At 49.8% G+C, this 21,554-nt stretch carries 22 protein-coding genes; 18 read left to right on the forward strand and 4 right to left on the reverse strand.

The features are described 5' to 3' along the window. Positions 1 to 57: 57 nt before the first annotated feature. The 7 genes from cysM to AC4IE8_RS04300 are packed head-to-tail and all read left to right on the forward strand — an operon-like array spanning position 58 to position 6,471. Complete coding sequence (cysM, locus tag AC4IE8_RS04270; RefSeq protein WP_068993346.1) at positions 58 to 951, forward strand: cysteine synthase CysM; 894 nt, start codon at positions 58 to 60, stop codon at positions 949 to 951. Positions 952 to 954: 3 nt separating this feature from the next. Continuing rightward, positions 955 to 2,292: a 23S rRNA (uracil(1939)-C(5))-methyltransferase RlmD gene (gene rlmD, locus AC4IE8_RS04275; RefSeq protein ID WP_490790402.1), complete on the forward strand. Its 1,338-nt coding sequence runs from the start codon at positions 955 to 957 to the stop codon at positions 2,290 to 2,292. Beyond that, the gene (locus AC4IE8_RS04280; RefSeq protein ID WP_068993340.1) at positions 2,293 to 2,760 is read left to right on the forward strand and encodes a CYTH domain-containing protein; all 468 of its coding nucleotides are present in this window, start codon (positions 2,293 to 2,295) and stop codon (positions 2,758 to 2,760) included. Between the two features lie 4 nt (positions 2,761 to 2,764). After that, positions 2,765 to 4,288, forward strand: a complete 1,524-nt coding sequence (locus AC4IE8_RS04285) for an ABC transporter substrate-binding protein (protein ID WP_490790403.1) — start codon at positions 2,765 to 2,767, stop codon at positions 4,286 to 4,288. Next, positions 4,263 to 4,748, forward strand: coding sequence for a L,D-transpeptidase family protein (locus AC4IE8_RS04290; RefSeq protein WP_490790404.1), 486 nt, complete (start codon positions 4,263 to 4,265; stop codon positions 4,746 to 4,748). The genes AC4IE8_RS04285 and AC4IE8_RS04290 overlap by 26 nt, the downstream gene beginning before the upstream one ends. Beyond that, positions 4,748 to 5,677, forward strand: a complete 930-nt coding sequence (gene nikB / locus AC4IE8_RS04295; protein WP_490790405.1) for a nickel ABC transporter permease — start codon at positions 4,748 to 4,750, stop codon at positions 5,675 to 5,677. Before AC4IE8_RS04290 ends, nikB begins: the two co-directional genes overlap by 1 nt. After that, positions 5,674 to 6,471 carry an ABC transporter permease gene (locus AC4IE8_RS04300; protein ID WP_068993328.1) on the forward strand — a complete coding sequence of 266 codons (798 nt, stop codon included), beginning with the start codon at positions 5,674 to 5,676 and terminating at the stop codon, positions 6,469 to 6,471. Before nikB ends, AC4IE8_RS04300 begins: the two co-directional genes overlap by 4 nt. Before the next feature lie 52 nt (positions 6,472 to 6,523). Here AC4IE8_RS04300 and AC4IE8_RS04305 read toward each other — a convergent pair whose 3' ends face one another. Then, the gene (locus tag AC4IE8_RS04305) at positions 6,524 to 6,931 is read right to left on the reverse strand and encodes a flagellar basal body-associated FliL family protein (RefSeq protein ID WP_068993324.1); all 408 of its coding nucleotides are present in this window, start codon (positions 6,929 to 6,931) and stop codon (positions 6,524 to 6,526) included. A 218-nt stretch (positions 6,932 to 7,149) separates the two neighbouring features. On the opposite strand from AC4IE8_RS04305, the gene nagZ reads away from it, so the two are divergent. From nagZ to AC4IE8_RS04340, 7 genes are all read left to right on the forward strand, one after another. Beyond that, a complete protein-coding gene (gene nagZ / locus AC4IE8_RS04310; RefSeq protein WP_490790406.1) occupies positions 7,150 to 8,208 on the forward strand; it encodes a beta-N-acetylhexosaminidase in 1,059 nt (352 codons plus the stop codon). Then, positions 8,198 to 8,749 carry a hypoxanthine-guanine phosphoribosyltransferase gene (locus tag AC4IE8_RS04315; protein ID WP_068993318.1) on the forward strand — a complete coding sequence of 184 codons (552 nt, stop codon included), beginning with the start codon at positions 8,198 to 8,200 and terminating at the stop codon, positions 8,747 to 8,749. Before nagZ ends, AC4IE8_RS04315 begins: the two co-directional genes overlap by 11 nt. Positions 8,750 to 8,975: 226 nt before the next feature. Beyond that, positions 8,976 to 9,416 carry a hemerythrin domain-containing protein gene (locus AC4IE8_RS04320; RefSeq protein WP_068993314.1) on the forward strand — a complete coding sequence of 147 codons (441 nt, stop codon included), beginning with the start codon at positions 8,976 to 8,978 and terminating at the stop codon, positions 9,414 to 9,416. Between the two features lie 314 nt (positions 9,417 to 9,730). Further along, a complete protein-coding gene (locus AC4IE8_RS04325) occupies positions 9,731 to 10,336 on the forward strand; it encodes a peroxiredoxin (RefSeq protein WP_068993310.1) in 606 nt (201 codons plus the stop codon). Between the two features lie 83 nt (positions 10,337 to 10,419). Next, a complete protein-coding gene (locus AC4IE8_RS04330) occupies positions 10,420 to 11,163 on the forward strand; it encodes an S-methyl-5'-thioinosine phosphorylase (RefSeq protein ID WP_068993293.1) in 744 nt (247 codons plus the stop codon). A gap of 132 nt (positions 11,164 to 11,295) precedes the next feature. After that, complete coding sequence (locus AC4IE8_RS04335) at positions 11,296 to 11,874, forward strand: SH3 domain-containing protein (RefSeq protein ID WP_490790407.1); 579 nt, start codon at positions 11,296 to 11,298, stop codon at positions 11,872 to 11,874. Positions 11,875 to 12,123: 249 nt separating this feature from the next. Beyond that, on the forward strand, positions 12,124 to 13,308 hold the full coding sequence (locus tag AC4IE8_RS04340; RefSeq protein WP_068993286.1) for a hypothetical protein: 1,185 nt from the start codon (positions 12,124 to 12,126) through the stop codon (positions 13,306 to 13,308). A gap of 85 nt (positions 13,309 to 13,393) precedes the next feature. On the opposite strand, the gene tpx is transcribed toward AC4IE8_RS04340, so the two are convergent. Together tpx and AC4IE8_RS04350 are read right to left on the reverse strand one after the other, a co-directional pair. Continuing rightward, a complete protein-coding gene (tpx, locus tag AC4IE8_RS04345) occupies positions 13,394 to 13,894 on the reverse strand; it encodes a thiol peroxidase (protein ID WP_068993282.1) in 501 nt (166 codons plus the stop codon). 316 nt (positions 13,895 to 14,210) lie between these two features. Further along, positions 14,211 to 14,999: a hypothetical protein gene (locus tag AC4IE8_RS04350; protein WP_068993278.1), complete on the reverse strand. Its 789-nt coding sequence runs from the start codon at positions 14,997 to 14,999 to the stop codon at positions 14,211 to 14,213. A 467-nt stretch (positions 15,000 to 15,466) separates the two neighbouring features. On the opposite strand from AC4IE8_RS04350, the gene AC4IE8_RS04355 reads away from it, so the two are divergent. The 4 genes from AC4IE8_RS04355 (at position 15,467) to AC4IE8_RS04370 (ending at position 20,696) form a co-directional block, all read left to right on the forward strand. After that, the gene (locus AC4IE8_RS04355; protein WP_490790408.1) at positions 15,467 to 17,287 is read left to right on the forward strand and encodes a protein kinase domain-containing protein; all 1,821 of its coding nucleotides are present in this window, start codon (positions 15,467 to 15,469) and stop codon (positions 17,285 to 17,287) included. Positions 17,288 to 17,506: 219 nt separating this feature from the next. Next, positions 17,507 to 18,367 carry a polysaccharide deacetylase family protein gene (locus AC4IE8_RS04360; RefSeq protein WP_068993271.1) on the forward strand — a complete coding sequence of 287 codons (861 nt, stop codon included), beginning with the start codon at positions 17,507 to 17,509 and terminating at the stop codon, positions 18,365 to 18,367. A gap of 85 nt (positions 18,368 to 18,452) precedes the next feature. Next, on the forward strand, positions 18,453 to 19,289 hold the full coding sequence (locus AC4IE8_RS04365) for a hypothetical protein (protein ID WP_490790409.1): 837 nt from the start codon (positions 18,453 to 18,455) through the stop codon (positions 19,287 to 19,289). A 639-nt stretch (positions 19,290 to 19,928) separates the two neighbouring features. Further along, positions 19,929 to 20,696: a fumarylacetoacetate hydrolase family protein gene (locus AC4IE8_RS04370; RefSeq protein WP_068993260.1), complete on the forward strand. Its 768-nt coding sequence runs from the start codon at positions 19,929 to 19,931 to the stop codon at positions 20,694 to 20,696. A gap of 8 nt (positions 20,697 to 20,704) precedes the next feature. On the opposite strand, the gene AC4IE8_RS04375 is transcribed toward AC4IE8_RS04370, so the two are convergent. Continuing rightward, complete coding sequence (locus AC4IE8_RS04375) at positions 20,705 to 21,439, reverse strand: sulfite exporter TauE/SafE family protein (RefSeq protein WP_068993258.1); 735 nt, start codon at positions 21,437 to 21,439, stop codon at positions 20,705 to 20,707. Positions 21,440 to 21,554: the final 115 nt, after the last annotated feature.

The following is a 21,554-nucleotide window of genomic DNA, read 5'->3' on the forward strand; positions in this document are numbered from 1 at the left end:
TGGTGTTGTGCAAATTTGTACTGATCAAATGCCCTAAATCGGGGTAGAATCATAGCTATGCAAACTAAAACCATCGAAGATTTCATTGGCAATACCCCACTGGTTCGTCTACAGCGTCTTGCCGTAAAGAACGGTAATACCGTATTGGTGAAACTGGAAGGCAATAACCCCGCCGGATCGGTGAAAGACCGACCTGCCTTGAGCATGATCCGTCTTGCCGAGGCGAGGGGTAGCATCAAGCCCGGTGACACGCTGATCGAGGCCACCAGCGGCAATACCGGGATCGCTCTGGCCATGGCTGCTGCAATCAAGGGTTATCATATGATTCTGGTCATGCCTGAGCATATGAGTCTTGAGCGCCGTGCCGTGATGAAAGCCTATGGTGCCGAACTGGTTCTTACCCCGAAAGAGGGCAGTATGGAAGCTGCAATCGATAAAGCGCGGGAGCTTGAAGCTGGCGGAAAGGGGGTGATCCTGGATCAGTTCTCCAACCAGGACAATCCTCAGGCCCATGTCGAGGGTACCGGGCCTGAGATCTGGCGGGATACGGATGGCGGCGTAACGCATTTTGTCAGTGCCATGGGCACAACCGGGACCATCATGGGAACTTCAAGTTTCCTAAAATCGAAAAATCCCCAGATTGAGATCGTGGGGGTTCAACCAATGGAAGGCGCCAGTATTCCGGGTATCCGCCGTTGGCCGGAAGAGTATCTGCCGAAGATATATGATGCCAGCCGGGTTGACCGGATTATCGATATTTCTCAACAGGATGCAGAGCAGACCACCCGTGATTTAGCCGCAAAGGAGGGTATATTTGCCGGTATCTCATCCGGTGGTGCGGTGGCGGCGGCGCTGAAGCTCTCGCAAACGGTTGAAAATGCGGTGATCGTGGCGATAATTTGTGATCGTGGTGATCGATACCTGTCTACCGATGTGTTCCCAGCGTACTGATTGATGGCAAGAAAGCGTAGGCGCAAGCCGCTACCGACAGAGCCGGTTGAAGCTCAAATCGAGTCCCTGACCCATGATGCGAAAGGGGTAACTCACATCGATGGCAAAGCCACCTTTATACATGGTTCCTTGCCAGGAGAAACCGTTCGTTTCCTCTATACCGGACGCTGGCGCAAATATGACGAAGGCCGGGTGGTAGAGGTCCTTGAACCCTCAAAGGAACGGGTTGAACCGAAATGCAGTCAGTTCGGTGTATGTGGCGGATGCAGTCTGCAACATCAGGATAGCAAGGCACAGGTACAGGCCAAGCAGCAATCGATGCTGGAGAGCCTGCAACACATCGGAAAAGTGCAGCCGGAAAAGATCCTGCCTCCATTGGTCGGTGAGACGGCCTGGGGTTATCGGCGCAAGGCCCGCCTGGGTGTCCGCTTTGTACCCAAAAAGGGGGGGACTTTGATCGGCTTCAGGGAGCGGGGCTCCTCATTCATCACAGACATCGATTGCTGCCACATCCTGCATCCACGGGTGGGTGAGTTGCTGCCTGAGATGAGTCGTCTGATAGACCAGTTATCGATCAGGGATCAGATTCCTCAGATCGAAATGGCCATGGGTGATGAGGTCTGTGTATTGATCTTTCGGCTGCTGGAAGCGGCCAGTGATGAGGATTTGGCAAAACTGAAGGCCTTTGCCCCTGCGCATAAAATAACCATCTATCTCCAGGAAGGTGGACCGGAAACCATACGTCCACTGGAGGGTGAAGGGGTGACACTCAGTTATCAATTGCCCGCATTCGATCTGACACTGGATTTTTTACCCAGTGACTTTACCCAGGTAAACAGTGATATCAACCGGCAAATGATCCAGCGTGCTGTGGATCTTTTGCAGCTGCAAGAGGGTGACCAGGTATTGGATCTGTTCTGTGGATTAGGCAATTTTACCCTGCCCATGGCGCGCCATGCGGCACAGGTCACCGGTGTTGAAGGTGATACCGGGCTGGTGGCTCGGGCCAGGGAGAATGCCAGCAGAAACCATCTCGATAACGCCAGTTTCTATACCGCAAACCTCTATGAGACACTGGAGAGTGAGCCCTGGCTACAGACCTCATTCAACAAAGCTCTGCTGGATCCACCCAGGAGTGGGGCACAGGAGGTACTGCATCATCTGCCAAAACTGGGCGTTGAACGTATCGTCTATGTCTCATGTTACCCTGGAACCCTGGCCAGGGATGCGGGTATTTTAGTTGCTGAACATGGCTACCGGCTGATCAGTGCCGGGGTCATGGATATGTTTCCACATACCGCCCATGTGGAATCCATTGCCCTCTTTGAAAAGGTTAAATAGATGGCTTTAGAAATAGAGCGTAAGTTTTTAGTTATAAACGATAAATGGAAGGATTCAGTTATCAGTGAAGCGGTGATCAAGCAGGGTTATCTGGCAACCACGGATCATGCCACTGTACGTGTCAGGGTGGATGGTGATGAGGCCAATATCAACATCAAGGGGCGTACTGTCGGTATCAGTCGACGGGAATATGAATACCCGATTCCACTCGAGGAAGCCGAGGAGCTCCTGAAGCATTTGGTCAGTGGGGCGGCGATCGATAAGGTCCGATACAAGGTCCGCTGTGGTGACCATATCTGGGACCTGGATCTGTTTCATGGCGCCAATCAGGGGCTGGTGATGGCTGAGGTTGAATTGAGCCGGGAGGATGAGGCGTTCGTCATGCCGGAGTGGGCTGGTGAAGAGGTATCCGGGGATACCCGCTATTACAACGCCAACCTGGTGAAACATCCGTTTTGTGAATGGTAAACGGATGCCGAGAGGAGGCCTCCTGACGGCACTGTTGCTCTCCTGTTTGCTGATCGGCGGCTGTCAGGAGCAGGAGACGGAGGTGATCCGTATGGGACTGGCGAATGCACCGCTGAATCTCGATCCCCGTTTTGCTACCGACGCAACATCCGAGAGGGTGAACCGGTTGCTCTATCAGCGTCTGGTGGAGTTTGATCCCAACAGTATGCCGAAACCGGGGATCGCAAACTGGCAAGTGATTACACCTGTCCACTATCGTTTTACCTTGAATGATCAGGCTGGGGTATTCGGCAATGGTGAAAAGCTCAATGCCCGGGATGTGGTTACAACCTATCGTCAGGTGCTCGATTCGGCCCTGGGGTCTCCCAAGCAGGCGAGCCTGGAGCTGATTGCATCGATGGAAGTGATCGATGAGCAGCGAGTCGATTTCCACCTGAAGCGCCCCGATCCGCTTTTTCCCGCTTATCTGACCCTGGACATCCTCCCTGCAGAGCAGATTGAGAGGGCTCACGACTTTGCCCGTGAGCCTGTTGGCAGCGGCGCCTTTGATTTGATCGCCTGGCCACAAACCGGGGAGCTTCATCTGCAGAGGCGCTCTGACGGACAGGTGTTTCAACTCATCGCAGTTAATAACCCAACGGTAAGGGCATTAAAGCTACTGAGAAATGAGATAGATTTGTTGCAAAACGACCTCTCCCCGGAACTGATCGGTTATCTGCGCCGTCAACCGGCGTTGAGGGTGGAACAGCAGCCAGGCAGCAACTATTCCTATATCGGTTTCAATCTACAGGATCCCCTGACAGGGGAACTGGAAGTTCGACAGGCAATCGCCCACGCCATTGACCGGCAGGCGATTATCCGATGGGTGATGCAGGGGGCCGCGCGTCAGGCTGAATCCCTGTTTCCACCGGAGCATTGGGCCTCATACCAGCTGACATCCCATGAATATAATCCTGAAAAGGCCAGGAAACTGCTTGCTGAATTGGGTTACAGCGATTCGAAACCTTTGAGACTGACCTATAAAACTTCCAGTGATCCGTTTCGGATACGTCTCGCCACAGTGATACAGAGTCAGTTGAAAGCGGTGGGGATCGAGATCGATCTGCGCAGTTACGATTGGGGTACGTTCTTCGGTGATATCAAACAGGGTAATTTCCAGCTCTATAGTCTGAGCTGGGTCGGTATCAGGACGCCTGACATCTATCGGGATATCTTTGCCAGCGACGCATTGCCGCCGAGCGGGGCGAATCGTGGCCGGTATGTGAGCAACACGGTCGATCAATTGCTGAACCGGGCGGAGCAGACGGACAAACTCTCTACACAGGCAGAGCTCTATCACCAGATTGCAGCTGAACTGCACCGGGATCTACCCTATATTCCACTCTGGTATGAAGATCAATTGTCTGCCCAGGGAAGTCGTATCAGTGGTTATCAGCTGATGTCAGACGGTAACTACGATGGCTTGGCCGAGGTGAAACTGAAGCGTGCTTTGGATGGAGACCATGTGCAATCGACAACTGCAAATTGACCTAACCAGGCAGCAGCTAAGCTGTCTGGAATCCGCTCAAGAGGTGGCCTGCTACCCGGTCTCCACCGGATTGAATGGCCCTGGTGAATCAGTAGACAGTGGTTGTACTCCCCGAGGCAAGCATCGGGTGCGTATCAAGATCGGTGCTGGCTGTCCGCCAGACACAGTGTTTGTCGGCAGGCGCCCAACCGGTGAACGTTACAGCGAGTTGTTGGCGGAAAAGCAGCCGGATCGGGATTGGGTTTTGACCCGCATTATCTGGTTGTCAGGCATTGAAGCCGGTTTCAACCGGGGTGGTCAGGTGGATACCCTAAGACGATACATCTACATCCATGGTACCCCGGATCTTGAGCCCATGGGGGTAGCGAAATCCCATGGCTGTATCCGAATGCGTAACCGGGACCTTATCGAGTTGTTCGATTGGGTTGAGCCGGGCATGTTGGTGGAGATCAGGGAGTAATGGGGCGTTTTCTGTTGTCCAGGGTGGTGACTGCACTCGGCTCGATGTTAGGGGTTGCCTGTCTGGTCTTTCTACTGATTCACCTGGTGCCTGGAGATCCCGTGGATGTGATGCTGGGAGAATCTGCACGACTTGCAGATCGGCAGGCGTTGCGCGTCAGTCTCGGTCTGGATCAGCCGATTGAGACTCAGTTGGTAAACTATTTCAGTGGCTTGGCTCAATTCGACCTGGGGCAATCCCTGCATAGCAAACGACCTGTCAGTGAGTTACTGGCAGAGCGAATCCCGGCCACTCTGGAGCTGGCAATTGCGGCGCTTTTTGTGGCCCTGCTGATCGCTGTTCCATTAGGTATTCTGGCTGCCGTGGAGCGGGGTAAAGCCTGGGATTGGGGAGCGATGGGCTTTTCCATGCTCGGGGTTTCGATACCGAATTTCTGGTTAGGTCCCATGTTGATACTCTGTTTCTCACTTTGGCTGGGTTTGACACCGGTCAGTGGGCGAGGGGGCTTCACCAACCTGATCTTGCCGGCTGTGACCTTGGGCACAGGATTTGCCGCTATTCTGGCCCGCATGGTCCGTAGCAGCTTACTGGAAGTTCTGGGTGAGGATTTTGTTCGCACGGCAAGGGCTAAAGGCGTTGCTGAACTGCAGGTGATCTGGCGTCATGCGATGCGTAACGCCTGGCTCCCGGTGATTACCCTGCTCGGATTGCAACTCGGTGCACTACTGGGCGGAGCTGTCGTTACCGAGGTCGTGTTCGATTGGCCCGGTATTGGTTCATTGATGATCGAGTCGATTCAAAAAAGGGACTATCCCGTAGTGCAGGGATGCGTACTCTTTATCAGCCTGATGTATGTGCTGGTCAATACCTTGACCGATCTGGTGTATGGATTGGTCGATCCGCGTATACGGCTGGATGGTTCAATATGATCAGGTATTGGTTTCCACTTGGCGTGCTGGCGCTATGGGCAGTGGCGGCTATCACCGGGGGTTGGGTTGTGGATTCAGCCAACCAGATTGACCTGCAACGAATTCTCATGCGACCGGGTGATCTGGGGTTGATGGGCTATGACGACCTGGGGCGTCCGATTCTGCAACGGATCTGGGTCGGAGCCCAGGTATCCCTGTTGGTCTCATTTGGTGTGGTCTCACTCTCCTTGTTGATTGGCACGGCTGTTGGACTGTGTGCGGGCTATCAGGGTGGCTGGTTGGATCTGATCCTGGTCAGAATCATGGATGTGTTTCTGGCATTTCCCGGAATACTCCTGGCAATTGCGCTGGCCGGTGTCATGGGGCCAGGCGTGGACAATCTGATTATCGCTCTCTCTGCTGTGGGCTGGGTGGGATTTGCCCGTTTGACCCGGGGACAGGTATTGTCACTCAAACAGCGGGATCATGTTACTGCCGCGGTTGCCCTGGGAACGCCTCGTCATTTGATTCTTTTACGTCATCTGCTGCCTCTGCTCTCAGCACCGCTGATCGTGGAAGCAACCTTTGGAATGGCTGGCATGGTGATTGCCGAGGCTGGACTATCCTTTCTTGGGTTGGGTATTCAGCCACCTGATGCTTCTTGGGGGAGTCTGATCAGAGATGGGGCCAGCTATATGTTGATGGCACCCCACATGGTATTGGCACCTGGGGTGGCGATCATGTTGGTGGTACTGTCACTGAATATGCTCGGTGATCGGTTGAGGGATCGCTTGGACCACCGGTCTCACTCCTAAGCAGGGCGTGGCGTCAAATCAGCAGCCCCTTTCATGAACGACCCAATTCGACTTACTGCACAAAAAATGTTGTGAACAGCAGTGCCTCGACGGCATCTTTGCCGGTTGCGTCATCAAGGATTTTTTTGACTTCGGTGAGTGCAGCTTTGCGTAGCGCTTCTTTTCCATCAGGGGATTTAAGGGTTTTACCATCCTGCTCGGACAACAGCATCAGTAGAGCATGACGTATCGCCGGCCCATGCAGGGTCAAGGATTCGAGAAAAGCTTCGTCTTTGGTCATCAGCTGAATGTCGCAACGGATGTACTTCCCTCCCTTCGCCAGATTGGCAACCAGTGAAGGCTTGATCTGATAGTAGCTGATTGTTGGTGGAGCTTCTTCTACTTCCTCTTCTTCTTCCTCAGCCCAGACAAGTTGGCTGGGAATGAGCAGTAGGAGACAGATCAAAAAAAGATTTCGCATGATTCAAACCCTGATTTTCACTTCATCTATGTTTGCGGCATACTGAGTTAAAAATTTAAAACTTTAAGTAAGCTTATTGATTGAAAGCCCCAAGCGGACAGTATTTAAAACCCAATGACAATAAATGTACCAGGAAACAGCATTCAAAATTGCATAAAGGCTATTTGGTTTCCCCTTCTGGCAGTCTTTGATGCCAATTTGAACCAGGGAGAAATGGTATGAGTCTTGGGCCGGTGATGATTGATCTGGAAGGGCTGGAGATGACTCCTGATGAACAGGAGTTGCTCAAGCACCCAGCGGTGGGTGGGGTTATTCTGTTCTCCCGGAACTATCAATCGATGGAGCAACTCAGCCAGCTTTGCGCCGATATTCATGGCGTCAGAAGCCCTCAACTACTGATTGCTGTGGATCACGAGGGGGGGCGGGTTCAGCGTTTCCGTCAGGGTTTTTCAGAACTGCCACCCGCCGCCTGGTATGGGGAACAGTATCGTAAACACCCGGAGCAGGGATTGAAATTGACAGAGCTTGGTGGCTGGTTGATGGCCTCGGAGTTGCGTGCCTGTGGCGTTGATTTCAGTTTCGCACCGGTTTTGGATCTGGGCCTGGGGATCAGTGAAGTGATCGGTGATCGTGCCTTTTCCGCTAACCCGGATGAGGTTATCCGCCTGGCTCACGCATGGATGCAGGGCAGTCATGAAGCCGGCATGGCGGTGGTGGGTAAGCACTTCCCCGGTCACGGTGGGGTGGCGGCTGATTCCCATCTGGCCTTACCGATAGATCAACGGCGTTTCGAGGATCTGAAAATGGAGGATCTGCGGCCGTTTGAAAGTATGATCGAAGCCGGCATGGAAGCGATTATGCCCGCGCATGTCATCTATCAGCATATCGACAAGGATCTGGCTGGTTTTTCAGGTTTTTGGTTGAAGCAGGTACTCAGGAAACAGCTGGGTTTTCAGGGGGTGATTTTCAGTGATGACCTGGATATGGCTGCAGCCAGTGAAGCCGGGAACTACGCTGATCGTGCCATGGTTGCACTCGAGGCGGGATGCGACATGATTCTGGTCTGTAACAATCGACCTGCCGCGATAGAGGTGTTGGAAAGCTTGAAAACCTATAACGATCCGGCTGCCCATGTCCGATTGGTACGGATGCATGGCAGGAAGCAGCGCTCTCTACAGCAGATTCACCTGGACAGCCGCTGGAAACAGGCGGTCAATCAGCTTTCCGTAATCCCTCAGGAAACTCCGCTAAACCTTGGACTCGATCATGACGATTAGTGCACAACAGGCCGCTGAAGTATTGGCTGCAGCAGATTTGATCTATAACAGTCAACAGATTTCACAAGCCTTGGATCAAATGGCACTGGAGATCAGTGATCGGCTCGCGAACAGGGATCCACTGGTGTTATGTGTAATGAACGGCGCTTTGATTCCGGCTGGACAACTTTTAACCAGGCTGAGTTTTCCACTGCGTCATGATTATATCCATGCAACCCGTTATCGGGGGGGGACATCAGGCTCTGAACTGGAGTGGAAAGGACACCCCAGTGCCTCACTGAGTGGAGAGACGATCCTAATCATTGATGACATCCTGGATCATGGCATCACCTTGGCGGCGATTGTTAAAGCTTGTCAGGATGCTGGAGCAGAGGAGGTATTGAGTGCGGTTCTGGTGGAAAAGAGGCATGACCGGGGTATCGGTTTCAAAGCGGATTTTGTTGGATTGCAGGTGGAGGATCGCTATGTTTTCGGTTATGGAATGGACTATAAGGGCTACCACAGAAATGCTCCAGCCATCTACGCAATTCCTGAAAGTTAGTAATTTCCCTTATATTGAATAATGCTATACAAGGGTAAACCCTGCCTCGATTTCCTAGAAAAATAGTAGAGATATTAAGCACCTATTGCTATTTATCCACAAATAGTACAAGCTTGTACCATCATGGCGGAACCCGGCATCAGACCGGGGAGTCTTGACAAATTCAATAGAGTTCGCTTCTCTCCGACTGGCAGTCGGAGTTTGCACCGTTAAAGGAGGGTATAGTGTGAGCACATTGGAAAGTATGAAAGGTAGCCACACTGATATGCAGCAGATTATCAGTGATCTAAGAGCTATGATGACCAGGGAACAGTTGAGCATAAAGCCAAACGCAATGACAACTCACAAGATGATTTGCGATCTGGCGGAGATGATGAAGGGCCATATGTCAGACCAGGACCGGGGTGTCTATCCTGACCTGCTAACACATCAGGATCCGAAATTGAAATCCATGGCCTGGGGATTTCTGAATGGGCAAAAACCTATTAGAAAACAGTTTGAGCGATATCATAATAAATGGTTGAAGAACTGCGACTTCAACTTCTCAGATGAGTTTATCGCTGAAACCTTTGAGATCTTTGACATGATTGAAGATCGGATTCAGCGCGAAGAGACGATCCTGATACCAACATTAGAAAAGTCCGGGGTATTTGCCCAGGCCGTATAAAATCAGGATCATTGGAGGAGAAGTATCGGGGGGTAGTAGTTAGCCCCCTTTTTTTTGCCTGGAAGAAAGTCCATTCCCTACCAAGCCGCATAAATCAATCGATTCAGCCAACCACTTTTGCTATCTGATTTTCCACATTTTTCAATCACATACCTGGTTTTATCTACAACCAGCCTGAGCTGTAGGTGCTTGTCGAACTTCCGATGAGGAAATTGAGACAAATCGTAGCATCATGGATAAAGAGTCTCTAAGATAGCGCTCAGATTTTTTAATTCGAACTTTATTCAACTCAAGCAAAACTCAGGAGGTTCATTGTGGGCGTACTTGTTGGACGGGAGGCACCGGATTTTACTGCAGCAGCGGTGCTTGGTGATGGCACGATCGTTGATGATTTCAATTTCAGTAAGACGATCAAAAACAGATATGCAGTATTGTTTTTCTATCCTCTCGACTTTACTTTTGTCTGCCCCTCGGAACTGATCGCTTTCGATCATCGTCTGGAGGAGTTTAAGAAACGGCAAGTCGAAGTGGTGGGCTGTTCCATCGACTCTCACTACACACACAATGCCTGGCGTAATACACCGGTCAACAATGGTGGCATCGGACAGGTAGGCTATCCTCTGGTCGCTGATATGAATCATGCCATCTGTAAAGCCTATGATGTAGAAACAGCGGATGGCAATGTGGCCCTCCGCGGCTCCTTCCTGATCGATAAATCCGGCATTGTCCGCCATCAGGTTGTCAATGATCTGCCTCTGGGCCGAAATATCGATGAGATGATACGCATGGTCGATGCACTTCAGTTCAATGAGGAGCATGGTGAAGTCTGCCCGGCCGGTTGGAAGGACGGTGAAGCGGGTATGAAAGATACGCCTGAAGGTGTGGCAAACTACCTGGCAGACCACAGTGAAAGCCTCTGAGTAGGTTTCTCTCTGTTGTGGCCGGTGTCGATGCCGGCCACAATAGGGTATGGATCATCGAACAATAAAAGACCAAACAAAGAATGACTAAACTGGCCATCATCGGCGGTACCGGGCTGAATAAAATTCCGGACCTTGAAATCACTCACCGTGAAGTCTGTCATACGCCTTTTGGTGAGCCTTCCGCAGCGCTTACCCACGGCAGAATTGCCGGAAGTGATGTGGTATTCCTGCCCAGGCATGGGGCAACCCATACCATCCCGCCACATCGGGTCAACTACCGGGCAAACCTCTGGGCTTTACACCATATCGGTGTGGACAGTGTGATTGGTGTGGCCGCCGTGGGGGGCATCACGTCGGAAATGGCCCCGGGCAGGATTGTCATTCCTGATCAGATTATCGATTACACTTTTGGCCGCGACCACACGATTTATGAGAAGGATCTGCAGCATGTTACCCATATCGACTTTACCTACCCCTACTGTCAACAATTGCGGCAACGCCTGATCGATGCTGCCAATAGCAGCGGTGTGGGCTGTGTTGACAGAGGAACCTATGGGGCAACCCAGGGGCCGCGTCTGGAGACCGCCGCAGAGGTCACTCGGATGGAACGGGATGGTTGTGATATCGTAGGCATGACAGGAATGCCGGAAGCTGCCTTGGCCAGGGAGTTTGAACTCTGTTATGCCTCTTGTGCCGTCGTGGCTAACTGGGGGGCAGGTAAACAGGAGGCATCAATCAGCATGAAAGATATCGAAAAAAATCTGATTGTGGGGATGGAACAGGCGAGAAAGTTACTGACGATACTGCTTAGGGAGACTACCTAAGCCGGATCCAGAGACTGAGATAAGATGACGATCAGAAGTAATAATATTTTAATAACAATATGTTATAGGTCATTACTGCTTTTGATTCTAATGAATAGTCGTAACCTGCACGGCGGAGCTTTCGAGCTTGGCATGTCATCATTGAATGATGGTGATTTCGCAGAAGCATTCTGTCTCTGGCGGCCGTTGGCAATGCAGGGACATGTGGAGGCTGCCTATCATCTGGGCTGGCTCTATGCCAATGGTAACGGTCTCAGGGTTGATATCGATAAGGCGGTCTACTGGTGGAAGCGTTCTGCCGCCCAGGGACATAACGAAGCCATGTTTGCCCTGGCATTGGCTTACACCAATGGGGAAGGCATCAAAAAGAACCACCAAGAGGCGTTCAAATGGTATCGTACGGCTGCCGAAAGGGGGCATGGAGATGCTCGTGAGATCATAAAATCCAAGCTTCTGAAACCGGAAAAAGTACTGATAAATCAACTTAAAACAGTACTGCAGTCAGATTGGCTCAGTGAACGGAGAGTGGTTAAGGCTGATGTCGTCAATTTACGTGCCGGTCCGGGAACAGAACATCCGGTGGTTAAACGGGGCGAGGCCGGGGCCAGGCTGTTTATCATCGATCGCAAGGGAAAATGGTTGCTCGCTGTCGATCCGGACGACCTGAGTCAGGCCTGGATTGCAGACTGGTTAACAATACTCAGTGAATGAAGGTTTTGGTGGTATCAAACCGGTGATAAAAACGTGACTTTCAGGGCATGCTTGATGCGCCTAACATTTTGATTATTATAGAGTCAGGCTTGAAACAAGCTGCTGCGGGTATGACCCAACATCAATTTGATACCTTACTGCAGGCAGGCTGACAGCAAACTGTTTGGTCGCCGGGTTAATATTATCGATTCAATCAGTTTACAGGTACAATGTCGCAGTAATTATGTACGTCGTTATAGGGGAGTGAAGATGGCTGATGAGACTAACAGCGCAGATGATAGCGTAGAAAAGCAACCTCAAAAGACAGAAACAACAGTCAAAAAGAAAGCTGCGAAAAAGAAAGCTGCCAAGAAAAAGGTAGCCAAGAAGAAAGCGGCAGCAAAGAAAAAAGCCACTGCCAAGAAGAAGGTCTCAGCCAAGAAGACAGAGAGTAGTAAAGCTGCAAGCGCGAAAATCGCAACAGCCTCACAGGCCGAGAAGCCGGAAGCCAGCACTGAAGCAAAAGCTACAAGTGCGAAAGTCGCCACAGCCTCACAGGCCGAGAAACCGGATGCCGGTACAGCAGCTAAAGCTGCAACACCGACCACCGTGGCGGCGGCTGGTGCTCAAGCCTCTACTTCAACCACAGCTGCTGAGAGCAATAAGACGCCATCATCAAATGTGGTCGTACAGAAACAAATAGAAGATAAAGATATAACTTCGGAGGAGACATCCATGTCGACAACAACAAAAAGCTCAGGTGGCTTTTGGATAAAAATCATTTTCTGGCTGATTATTATTGTTCTGGGATTCATGTATATCCGTTCACTGGCGAAAAATCCGGTTGATGAATCTACAGGCGAGGTGTCGGATTCTGCTCAGGTTGAGGTCGCAACTTCGGAGTCAGATGCTCCATCCGCGACAGATCAGGCGGCCGCCTCACCCGCACCAGCCGCTGCTACCGACGAGGCTACCACAGACAATCAGCAAGCGAGTGTGGCTGAAGCTGAGAGTGGACAAAGTGAGGAGTCTTCATCAGCAGATGCTTCTGGTGAAGATTCCGGCAATCTGGCCTCAGGATCGAGCATGTCACCAGAGGTCAAGGTGTCAAGCCAACCAGCGGCGGCTGAGGCATCAGGCGAGGTGGATCAGTCATCTACCGAGACAGCGGCAGCGGCACAACCAAGTGAACAGGAAACGGCTTCTGATCAGCAGAGTGTCCATGATATGCACACCGAGTCTGTGACAAAAATCCTCAAAGAGTTCGATGAGTTGAGAGATGCGGCACAAGCAGAAATGGAAGCCATGCAGAACAGAATGCAGGCTGAGAGAGAGCTGCACGAAGCCATGATGCCACCACCACCACGTATGTACCGCAATCCTAATCCAGGTTACGGACCCTACGGTCCTGGTCCAGGTCCTGGGCCATATCAAGGCTACTACAACTACAGATAATTTCTGAAAGCATAAAAAAACGGGCTAACAGCCCGTTTTTTTATTTGCACACAACTCACCGTGTGCTGATTCGATCAGTGACCAATCAGTCGAGATGAGCCAACGCCGCATCATAGTCGGGTTCCTGAACGATTTCAGGTACCAACTGGGTGTAGACTACTTTGTTGTTCTCATCCACCACAACCACAGCGCGTGCGCAGATGCCAGCGAGTGGACCATCGCTGATCAAAACACCATAATCCTTGGCGAAGTTACGGTTATGCATCATGGAGAGTGAAACGACATTCTCCACCCCCTCAGCACTGCAGAATCGACCTTGAGCGAAGGGGAGGTCAGCAGAGACGACCAGGGCTACCGAATTGGACTTGTCGGCCATGGCTTTGTTGAAGGTGATGGTTGAGGTTGCACAGACACCGGTATCAAGACTGGGAACGATATTCAGTAATTTCTTTTTGCCGGCATAATTCTGTAAAGAGACATCGGACAGATCACCAGCCGTCAAAGAGAAGTCCGGTGCATCAGAGCCGACTGCCGGGAGCTCGCCATTGGTGTTGATTGGGTTGCCTTCTAGAGTGATCGTTGCCATTTCTTAATCCTGTTATTTGAGTTGAATTCTAAGAATAGCGCAGATTTTAGGAAGAACACTCAGTAAGATAAACCTTATTTTATTTATAGTAATTATTAAATAGCCTGAATTGGATCGAGAGCCAGGTCAGGGATTGATCATCCGTTCGTACCCTGGTCTTTGCTATGGGGCGTCAGTGGTGAAAGTTGATCGGTGCTCAGTTAATCAGCGGATGTGTCAGCTCTTCAGGCTGAATGGAATGGGTTTCGTAATAGTAGGTCCGACGGCAGAGCCCTGAAGACGGGTACTTAACCGATAAGGATGATTACCCCGTCGATTAAGAGACGAGTTCCTGATAGATCTCAGGTGTCACCTCCTGGGTAATCCCGAGCAGTATTTCCCGAAGCGGATCTGACATGACCCTGATGTCATTGATTTTGATGATCTCTTCAAATGATGGAATACCGGAGATTTCCGTATTTTGAATAATTACATCATCTGAGGGCAGTTCAGTGGAAACCGGACAGGAGATCAGCATCACAGGCAGGTCACCCAGGCTATCCACATGAATCGTCTCCAGATTAAAGCGCAGATCCTTCAGCAGATTCCTCATGCCGGTCTGTTTTTCCAGCACAAGGTTCAGTGTCATGCACTGCAGTAAGGTATGCGCCAACTCATCCTGAATCTGGCTTCTGTTGCCTTTCAACAGATCAGTTATCTGATTCGGTGCCATGCCAGGATAGGAGAGTATCCACTGCAGGGGTGAGGTGACCGTCAGTTCCGCGGATTTTCCCTCATTTTCGGCTTTGTAGGGGTATGTAACCGGTGTCAGTGCGGGGGTGGCTGCAAAAATATCCAGCGGTGGTGAGATATCACTGTCCAGCGAGAACGGCTTTTGCCTGGCAATGGAGAGGTAGTGCTTTTTCAGCTCTTGAAAATTCTTCTCTGCACCCTTGACGGAGGATTTGGAGCCCCCTCGGATGTACTCACCAAGGATCGGTTGAGGTGAAAAAAGTGGTGCCAGGGTAGACAAATAGGACTTGAGTTGTGTCTCGATCCGTTCAGATACTGAGCGGGTAAGCTTGCGGAGTTCTATCAGTCTTGGAATGTCGAAAGATTCTGTCATGAGATGCCCGCTTATTATTTGCCTGAGAACCAGGATTATCAGGCTGTTTATCCAAACGACAAGGCCTTTTCAATATGTGTCGCCCTAGGGCCTGTTAATACGAATCCAATATACCCTGCAGGGTCGGTCTGTTTTTGTGTCCAGCAAGGCACAACAGGACGTGTTCGATTCGTATTAACAGCCCCTAGGTAAGAAAGCTAATCAAATAAATGAGTTACGTCAATAAGTTTTTGTTGATTTGCTACACTCTTTCAGGAAAATGGACGATATTGTATAGTGAACTAAGGCAAGAACCGCCACCATCAGGTGGCTGCAGGATGTGAAGTAAGATATTGGGTCTATTGGCGTAGCCACTGAAGTTTGAACCCGGTTTTTTACGGCTCCGCTTAGCCATGAGTGATGTCTGCCTCATAGGGCTCGGAAGAAGGCCTTCCTGTGTTTGTTAGCGCAGTTGTAGGAGAGGTGATTTGGATAACCAATATCCTATGCCGGAATCGATCGGAAGATTCCAGTTGGTGGAAGAGGTAGGCGAAGGCGCAATGTCGATTGTCTACAAAGCTTTCGATCCTGAAATCAATCGGCCCCTGGCCATCAAGCTGCTCCGTGGTGAGTGTGCTGTTGACCCGGAATATCGATATCGCTTTCTGCAGGAGGCCAAAGCTGCAGGAAAACTGACCCATCCCAATATTGTCACCATTTTCGATGTCGGCGAAGTGGAGCAAGGGCCATATATCGCCATGGAGTTTCTTGAGGGACAAACCCTCGAGGAGATCATGGACAATGAGCAGGATATTACAACCCGAGATGTGGTTATCTATGGGATTCAATTGGCCGAAGCACTCGACTATTCCCATGCCCGGGGAATTGTTCACCGGGATGTCAAACCAGGCAACATCATCTCCCCCGGTTATGGCCACACACTTCGTATAACAGATTTCGGTATCGCCAGAATGGATGCCCCGAATAAGGAGCATAAAACCAGGATCGGTTCTGTTCTTGGCACACCTCAATATATGTCACCGGAACAGGTTGAAGGACAGCAAGTGGATGGTCGATCCGACCTGTTTTCACTCGGTGTGATTCTCTATCAATTGCTCACCGGTGAGAAACCGTTTGTTTCAGAAACCCTGACCTCCCTGCTGATGAAGATCGTGCAGGAAGAGCCTGCACCGATCGATATCAAGAAGACGGACATCCCCCAAAGCCTGAAAGCGATTGTCGAGAGATTGCTGAACAAGAATCCTGGTAATCGTTTTCAAACAGGCAAAGAGCTTGCCGATGCGCTGCGTCGCGTGATCCATGAGATTGATGAGAAGCAGCAGCATATCAATGAATCAAAGATCCTGCCGTTACGCATCAAGTGGACGGCAGTAATGGCAATGGTCGTCTCGTTGGCAATGGTTTTAGGTTCCTATCTGGTCTATCAAAAGCAAGTTGAGACGATGACGGAACTGACCTTGGACTCAGGTGGCTCTTTGGCTGATTTTATCGCCATTGAAAGCGCGGAAGCCGTATTGATACAGGATTGGGTGGCCGTTGAGACGTTCGTACAGGAGATCAACGATCGTCAACAGATCAGCTACCTTAAGATCTTTGATCACAGACGGGTGTTGCGGGCAAGTACATCACCGGATGAGGTAGGTGAAATTCTGCAACAATCGCTCTCTGGCGAGGTGTTGAAAGAGGAGGGGGGGATAGTCATCTCCGAAACCGAGTGGCAGGGTGAGGAAGTCTTTGATTTTCAAGCACCGTTGGTCTTTCAGAATAAAACAATCGGCGGTGTGCAGTTAGGTCTGTCTCAAACCTCACTGATCGCTGCAGCAGATCTGACTTTTTACACCATGCTCGGTCTTTTGCTGGCAGTTGTTCTCACTGTGGTTGTGGTGGCCTATCTCTTGGCAACCGGTATCACGCTGCCGATGAAAATCCTGAGAAAGGCGATGCGGCATATCAGTCAGGGTAACTACGCTTATCGGATACGCCAGGAACGTAATGATGAATTGGGCTTGATGTTCAAAGATTACAACAGAATGGCAGAGGAGCTGCAGAACAAGCAGCAGGCCGATGCTGAGTCTGATGATCAGACCCAATCCGATCTCAATACACAAACAGCTGCTCAGACCCAACCACAAATTGAGCCTGAGCCTGGGGCTGAGCCAGATGAGGATGATGATGAGACACGGATTGCGCCAGTAAAGCCGCCTTTGGATGCTGTAATCGGCGTGGATGATAGTCAGGAGCTAGACGATAATATGGATGATGCGACTAGAATCATAAAACGAAATTAGGCTGTTATGAGACTCTCTCGTCGGCTTACGGCCACAGTTAAAGGTGCATTGTCTAGGAATCAATCGGGCAGGCTGCTATCAGCCACAGCAATAAGCAACGATAAAAGATCAAAGTTGCTCATTGCCGGATTATTTCTCTCGCTCTTCGTTATGTTGGGTGTGGGGTGCTCGTCGCGTCCTGTCACATCTGAAATTTTAGCGCGGGATAGCGAGTTTATTGTGCTCAGGGGGGGGAATGAGGATGCCAGTGAGCTTGCGCGGCGCTATCTGGGTGATGAGAATCTCGGTTGGGTGATAGAAGATGCCAACGAGTCTCGATCCATTGCATCCGGAAATGAGATCATTATTCCGCTGCAGAATAACAACCCGATAGGCTTCGAATATGAAGGTTATCAGACTGTTCCCATATTGTGTTATCACCGCTTCGGCAACAAGGGGGGGCGGCTGGAAGTCAGTGCGGAACAGTTCGAACAGCAGCTAGCCTACCTCAAGCAGCATGACTACAGAGTGATTCACCTTGATGAGCTGTATGGTTTTTTGAAAGGTGAGCGTGCCTTGCCGAAGCGATCGGTGGTGTTAACCATAGATGATGGTCATCGATCCATCTATACAATCGCCTATCCACTTCTTAAAAAGTTTAATTTTCCTGCAACGGTATTCGTTTATAGCGATTATATGAATAACGGTGGATTGAAAACCAGTGAGCTGAAAACCATGCATGCCAGTGGCTTGATCAGTTTACAACCTCACTCCAAGACTCACTCGAATCTCGCTCTGAATGGCGTTGGGGAAAGTAAGTCTGAGTATCATAAGAGAGTCAGGGATGAAGTTCGGTTACCCAGCCGTAAATTGGAAAGTACACTGGGAAAAGCGCCAAAATACTATGCCTATCCATTTGGTGATACCAATGCTCAAGTGATTGATGAGTTACAGGCAAACGGTCTATTGCTCGGTTTGACAGTTCAGTCCGCTGCCAATGCCGCATTTACCTATCCCTATCTTCTGAACAGAAGCATGATTTTTGGAGACCGGAGCATAGATGATTTTGCCGCAAAGCTGAAAACCTTCCAGGCCCGGTGATGTTGTGATCAGTTTCCTTCGTACTTTTTTGTTATTACTTGTCACTCTGTTTATTTTATCCAGTCTGGGATGTGCGAACAGACAAGTGGCAAAGACTGGTAGTACAGGAAGTTACCCGAATCCAAAGAGTTTTATGCTATCGGCAGCTAAACATGAAAAGAAAGGGGATCTCTACAGGGCGCTGAAGGAATATCGTATTGCCCGTACATTGTCACCGGGCAGTCGCAAGCCAGCCAATCAGGTCAAGAGGCTGGAAAACCTGATAGCAGAAAAAACAGCTAAGTTAATGGCGATCGCCGAAAAGAAGTATCGGCAAGGTAAAACACAAAGTGCAGAGGTGCTGTATTTGAAAATACTGACCCTCGATCCAAAATATAAAGCTGCCTTTAACAGACTGCGCGAACTCAATAAGAAACAACTTCATCGGAAAATGCAGCAGAAAGTGGCGCTCTCCCAGCGTTACCGAAAAAACAGTACTCGTAAAAAGAACCGGCAGACTGAAGATGAGGGGTATATCTATTCCCGCCAAGCCATTTTAGAGGCAGAAAACCGGGCTAAGGATGTGGCAGGTTATATTGGCGAGCTTGAAAAACATATAACAAAATATCCAAATGACATGGAGCTCAAGAAGATGCTGTTGAATGTCCGGATTGTTCAGGCGCGTGCAGCATTTGGAGCATCAGATTACGACAGGTCGCTGAGCCATCTGACAGATGCAGAAGAGTCGCTCAGTAGCGATAAAAAGCTTCTGAAGAAGCTGTCGGACGCCCGAAAAGAGTTCGGTAAAGAGCTCTATTTGAAAGGGTTGAGACGTGTCCGTTCCGAACCGGTCAATGCGATAGAGATTTGGAAGATAGCGTTAAAGTTTGATCCGCATGATAAACGTACTCAATTGAGGATCGATACTTTTGAAAACCGCTAGACTAGGGGCTGTTAACACTCTGCAGAAACTCTGCTCACTGCAACTCTTTGTTGTTCCAGGGTATGCGAAGGAGTTTCAAGGTGCCGAATGGAATTACCAGTAGTGCGAGTAGGATGAACAATTCGTACCACGCTAAGCTGGTGAGTTGTGTGGTAGCGGGGTAACGGGTTTCGAGGCTATGAACAAATAGCAGCAAAGGCAGAAACAAAGTGCCTATGGCAAAACTAGTGAGTGCTATTTTGTAGAGTTGTCCCATCATATTTGGTAGCCAAAGGTCAAACAAACTTCAGTTACGAATAAGCTTACACTCCTGTAACAACGTAACCAGTGACATATCCATCTGCCTGAGTTAGCGACTCATTTCAGAGCTTCTTAAGCCAAAGGGCTTTAAAAAACAGCAAGATGCGAATAAAATTCCGTGTAAGATTGATAACCTGGGAACGCAAATCTTTTTTCAGGATTTCGATTACTCAGTAACAACATCAGTGATCGCGGACAGGCGCATTTAATGGATCAGGATCATGGATTTCACATAAAGGTCTGTTTCTGTTAAATCAGCTTGTTATGCCTGTAACTTAAAGCTGTAAGTGTTAAAGGTGACGATACTGGGTTGGATCTATTTGATTAGGGAGATGGATTATGGAGTTATGGGTCAGATTTGAGTATTTGGGTAAACAGGGATTTGGCACCTTACGGAATGATCATATTGCCGTTTATCAAGGGGATATGTTTCAGGAGTCGAAAGCGACGGGTGAATTTCTACCGGTTGCGGATATTAATCTGTTAATTCCCTCTCAGCCGTCGAAAATGATCGGTTTGTGGAATAATTTCCGTTCAAGGGCGGCAAAAGAGGGCTGGTCTCAGCCTAACCATCCGCTCTATTTCATGAAGGCCAATGGCTCCTTTCTGGCGAGCGGACAGACGATACGGCAACCGGAAACCTATGATGGCCCGGTGGCATTCGAAGGTGAGCTAGGCATAGTGATCGGGGAGCGTTGCTGCAACATCAACGAGGATGAGGCAGACAAGTACATTTTTGGATACACCTGCGTCAATGATGTTACTGCCAGAGGACTGATGAAAGAGGATCCATCATTTGTTCAGTGGACCCGAGCCAAAAGTTTTGACACCTTCGGCGCTGTCGGGCCGGTTGTTGCTACTGGACTCGATGTTGACTCGTTGACTGTCAGGACACTGCTTGATGGTGTAGAGCATCAGAACTATCCGGTTGAAGACATGTTTTTCTCCCCAAGAGAGATTGTCAGCCGGCTCTCAAGGGATATGACACTCAATCCTGGCGATGTGATTGCCTGTGGTACCTCATTGGGCGCTGGGCCTATGTCTCAGGGATCCACGGTTGAAATACGAATCGATGGAATTGGCTCTTTGGTAAACCTTTTCGAGTGATTGAGAGACTATTTCACTAATAGAGAAATACCGCTGACAATGAGCAGTAGGCTGATTCCCCTTTGAAAGGTCTGCTGCGAAAGATTGCTGTGTATCTGCCCACCAATGTACATACCAATGGCCATCAGAGGAATCGCAACCGCAACGACTTTGAGTAACGCAAGGTCAAAGAAACCGGTTGCCATGTAACCTATCAAGCGTCCAATGCCATCGATCAGAAATATGGTCGCAAATGTCGCACGAAATTCTGTTTTGTTAAGCCCTCTGAGCTTCAGATAGAGGACATAAAACGGACCGCCGGTACCGAAAAGCGTGCCAATGAAACCTCCCAGAGTTCCACCTGGGGCAGCCCATAGCAGAGAGGGTGCGGCGTTTGGTGTTATGCTGAAGAGTGAATAGACAGCGAACAACAGCAGAAAGATTCCCAAGCCATAACGAAGTACCTGAGCATCGACTGAGTTGAACAGATAGAGAGCCATCAAAACCCCGATGATCGAAAAGGGGAGGAGTGGCAAAATATCCCGCCAGCAAATTGCTTCACGGTGCTTTACACCGTGGCTTGCAGATGCAAGGTAGTCCAGTAATACAATCAGAGGTACTGCAAATGACAAGGGGAGCATCAATGCAAGTAAGGGTATAGCAATAAGACCTGAGCCAAAACCTGCAATACCTCTTACCAGATAGGCAGAACAGATAATGATCGCGGCAATTATTATATTTGTTGTCGAAAGTGCTTCAAGCACATTAAGTCCATTTTGCTAGATATCAATATCAAATCTATTGCTGCGAACAAATGGTTCCATTAAAGATTACATAACGATAAGCAAAACTCTGCTTTCAGCCTGATTCCGTTCGAGA

The sequence above is a fragment of the Candidatus Thiodiazotropha sp. AKAK2 genome (assembly GCF_058244685.1).

Excerpts from the sequence above, each read along its gene's own strand:
- cysM (WP_068993346.1), top strand. The coding sequence starts at position 58 with ATGCAAACTAAAACCATCGAAGATTTCATTGGCAATACCCCACTGGTT.
- rlmD (WP_490790402.1), top strand. The coding sequence starts at position 955 with ATGGCAAGAAAGCGTAGGCGCAAGCCGCTACCGACAGAGCCGGTTGAA.
- AC4IE8_RS04280 (WP_068993340.1), top strand. The coding sequence starts at position 2,293 with ATGGCTTTAGAAATAGAGCGTAAGTTTTTAGTTATAAACGATAAATGG.
- AC4IE8_RS04285 (WP_490790403.1), top strand. The coding sequence starts at position 2,765 with ATGCCGAGAGGAGGCCTCCTGACGGCACTGTTGCTCTCCTGTTTGCTG.
- AC4IE8_RS04290 (WP_490790404.1), top strand. The coding sequence starts at position 4,263 with ATGTGCAATCGACAACTGCAAATTGACCTAACCAGGCAGCAGCTAAGC.
- nikB (WP_490790405.1), top strand. The coding sequence starts at position 4,748 with ATGGGGCGTTTTCTGTTGTCCAGGGTGGTGACTGCACTCGGCTCGATG.
- AC4IE8_RS04300 (WP_068993328.1), top strand. The coding sequence starts at position 5,674 with ATGATCAGGTATTGGTTTCCACTTGGCGTGCTGGCGCTATGGGCAGTG.
- AC4IE8_RS04305 (WP_068993324.1), bottom strand. The coding sequence starts at position 6,931 with ATGCGAAATCTTTTTTTGATCTGTCTCCTACTGCTCATTCCCAGCCAA.
- nagZ (WP_490790406.1), top strand. The coding sequence starts at position 7,150 with ATGAGTCTTGGGCCGGTGATGATTGATCTGGAAGGGCTGGAGATGACT.
- AC4IE8_RS04315 (WP_068993318.1), top strand. The coding sequence starts at position 8,198 with ATGACGATTAGTGCACAACAGGCCGCTGAAGTATTGGCTGCAGCAGAT.
- AC4IE8_RS04330 (WP_068993293.1), top strand. The coding sequence starts at position 10,420 with ATGACTAAACTGGCCATCATCGGCGGTACCGGGCTGAATAAAATTCCG.
- AC4IE8_RS04335 (WP_490790407.1), top strand. The coding sequence starts at position 11,296 with ATGTCATCATTGAATGATGGTGATTTCGCAGAAGCATTCTGTCTCTGG.
- AC4IE8_RS04340 (WP_068993286.1), top strand. The coding sequence starts at position 12,124 with ATGGCTGATGAGACTAACAGCGCAGATGATAGCGTAGAAAAGCAACCT.
- tpx (WP_068993282.1), bottom strand. The coding sequence starts at position 13,894 with ATGGCAACGATCACTCTAGAAGGCAACCCAATCAACACCAATGGCGAG.
- AC4IE8_RS04350 (WP_068993278.1), bottom strand. The coding sequence starts at position 14,999 with ATGACAGAATCTTTCGACATTCCAAGACTGATAGAACTCCGCAAGCTT.
- AC4IE8_RS04370 (WP_068993260.1), top strand. The coding sequence starts at position 19,929 with ATGGAGTTATGGGTCAGATTTGAGTATTTGGGTAAACAGGGATTTGGC.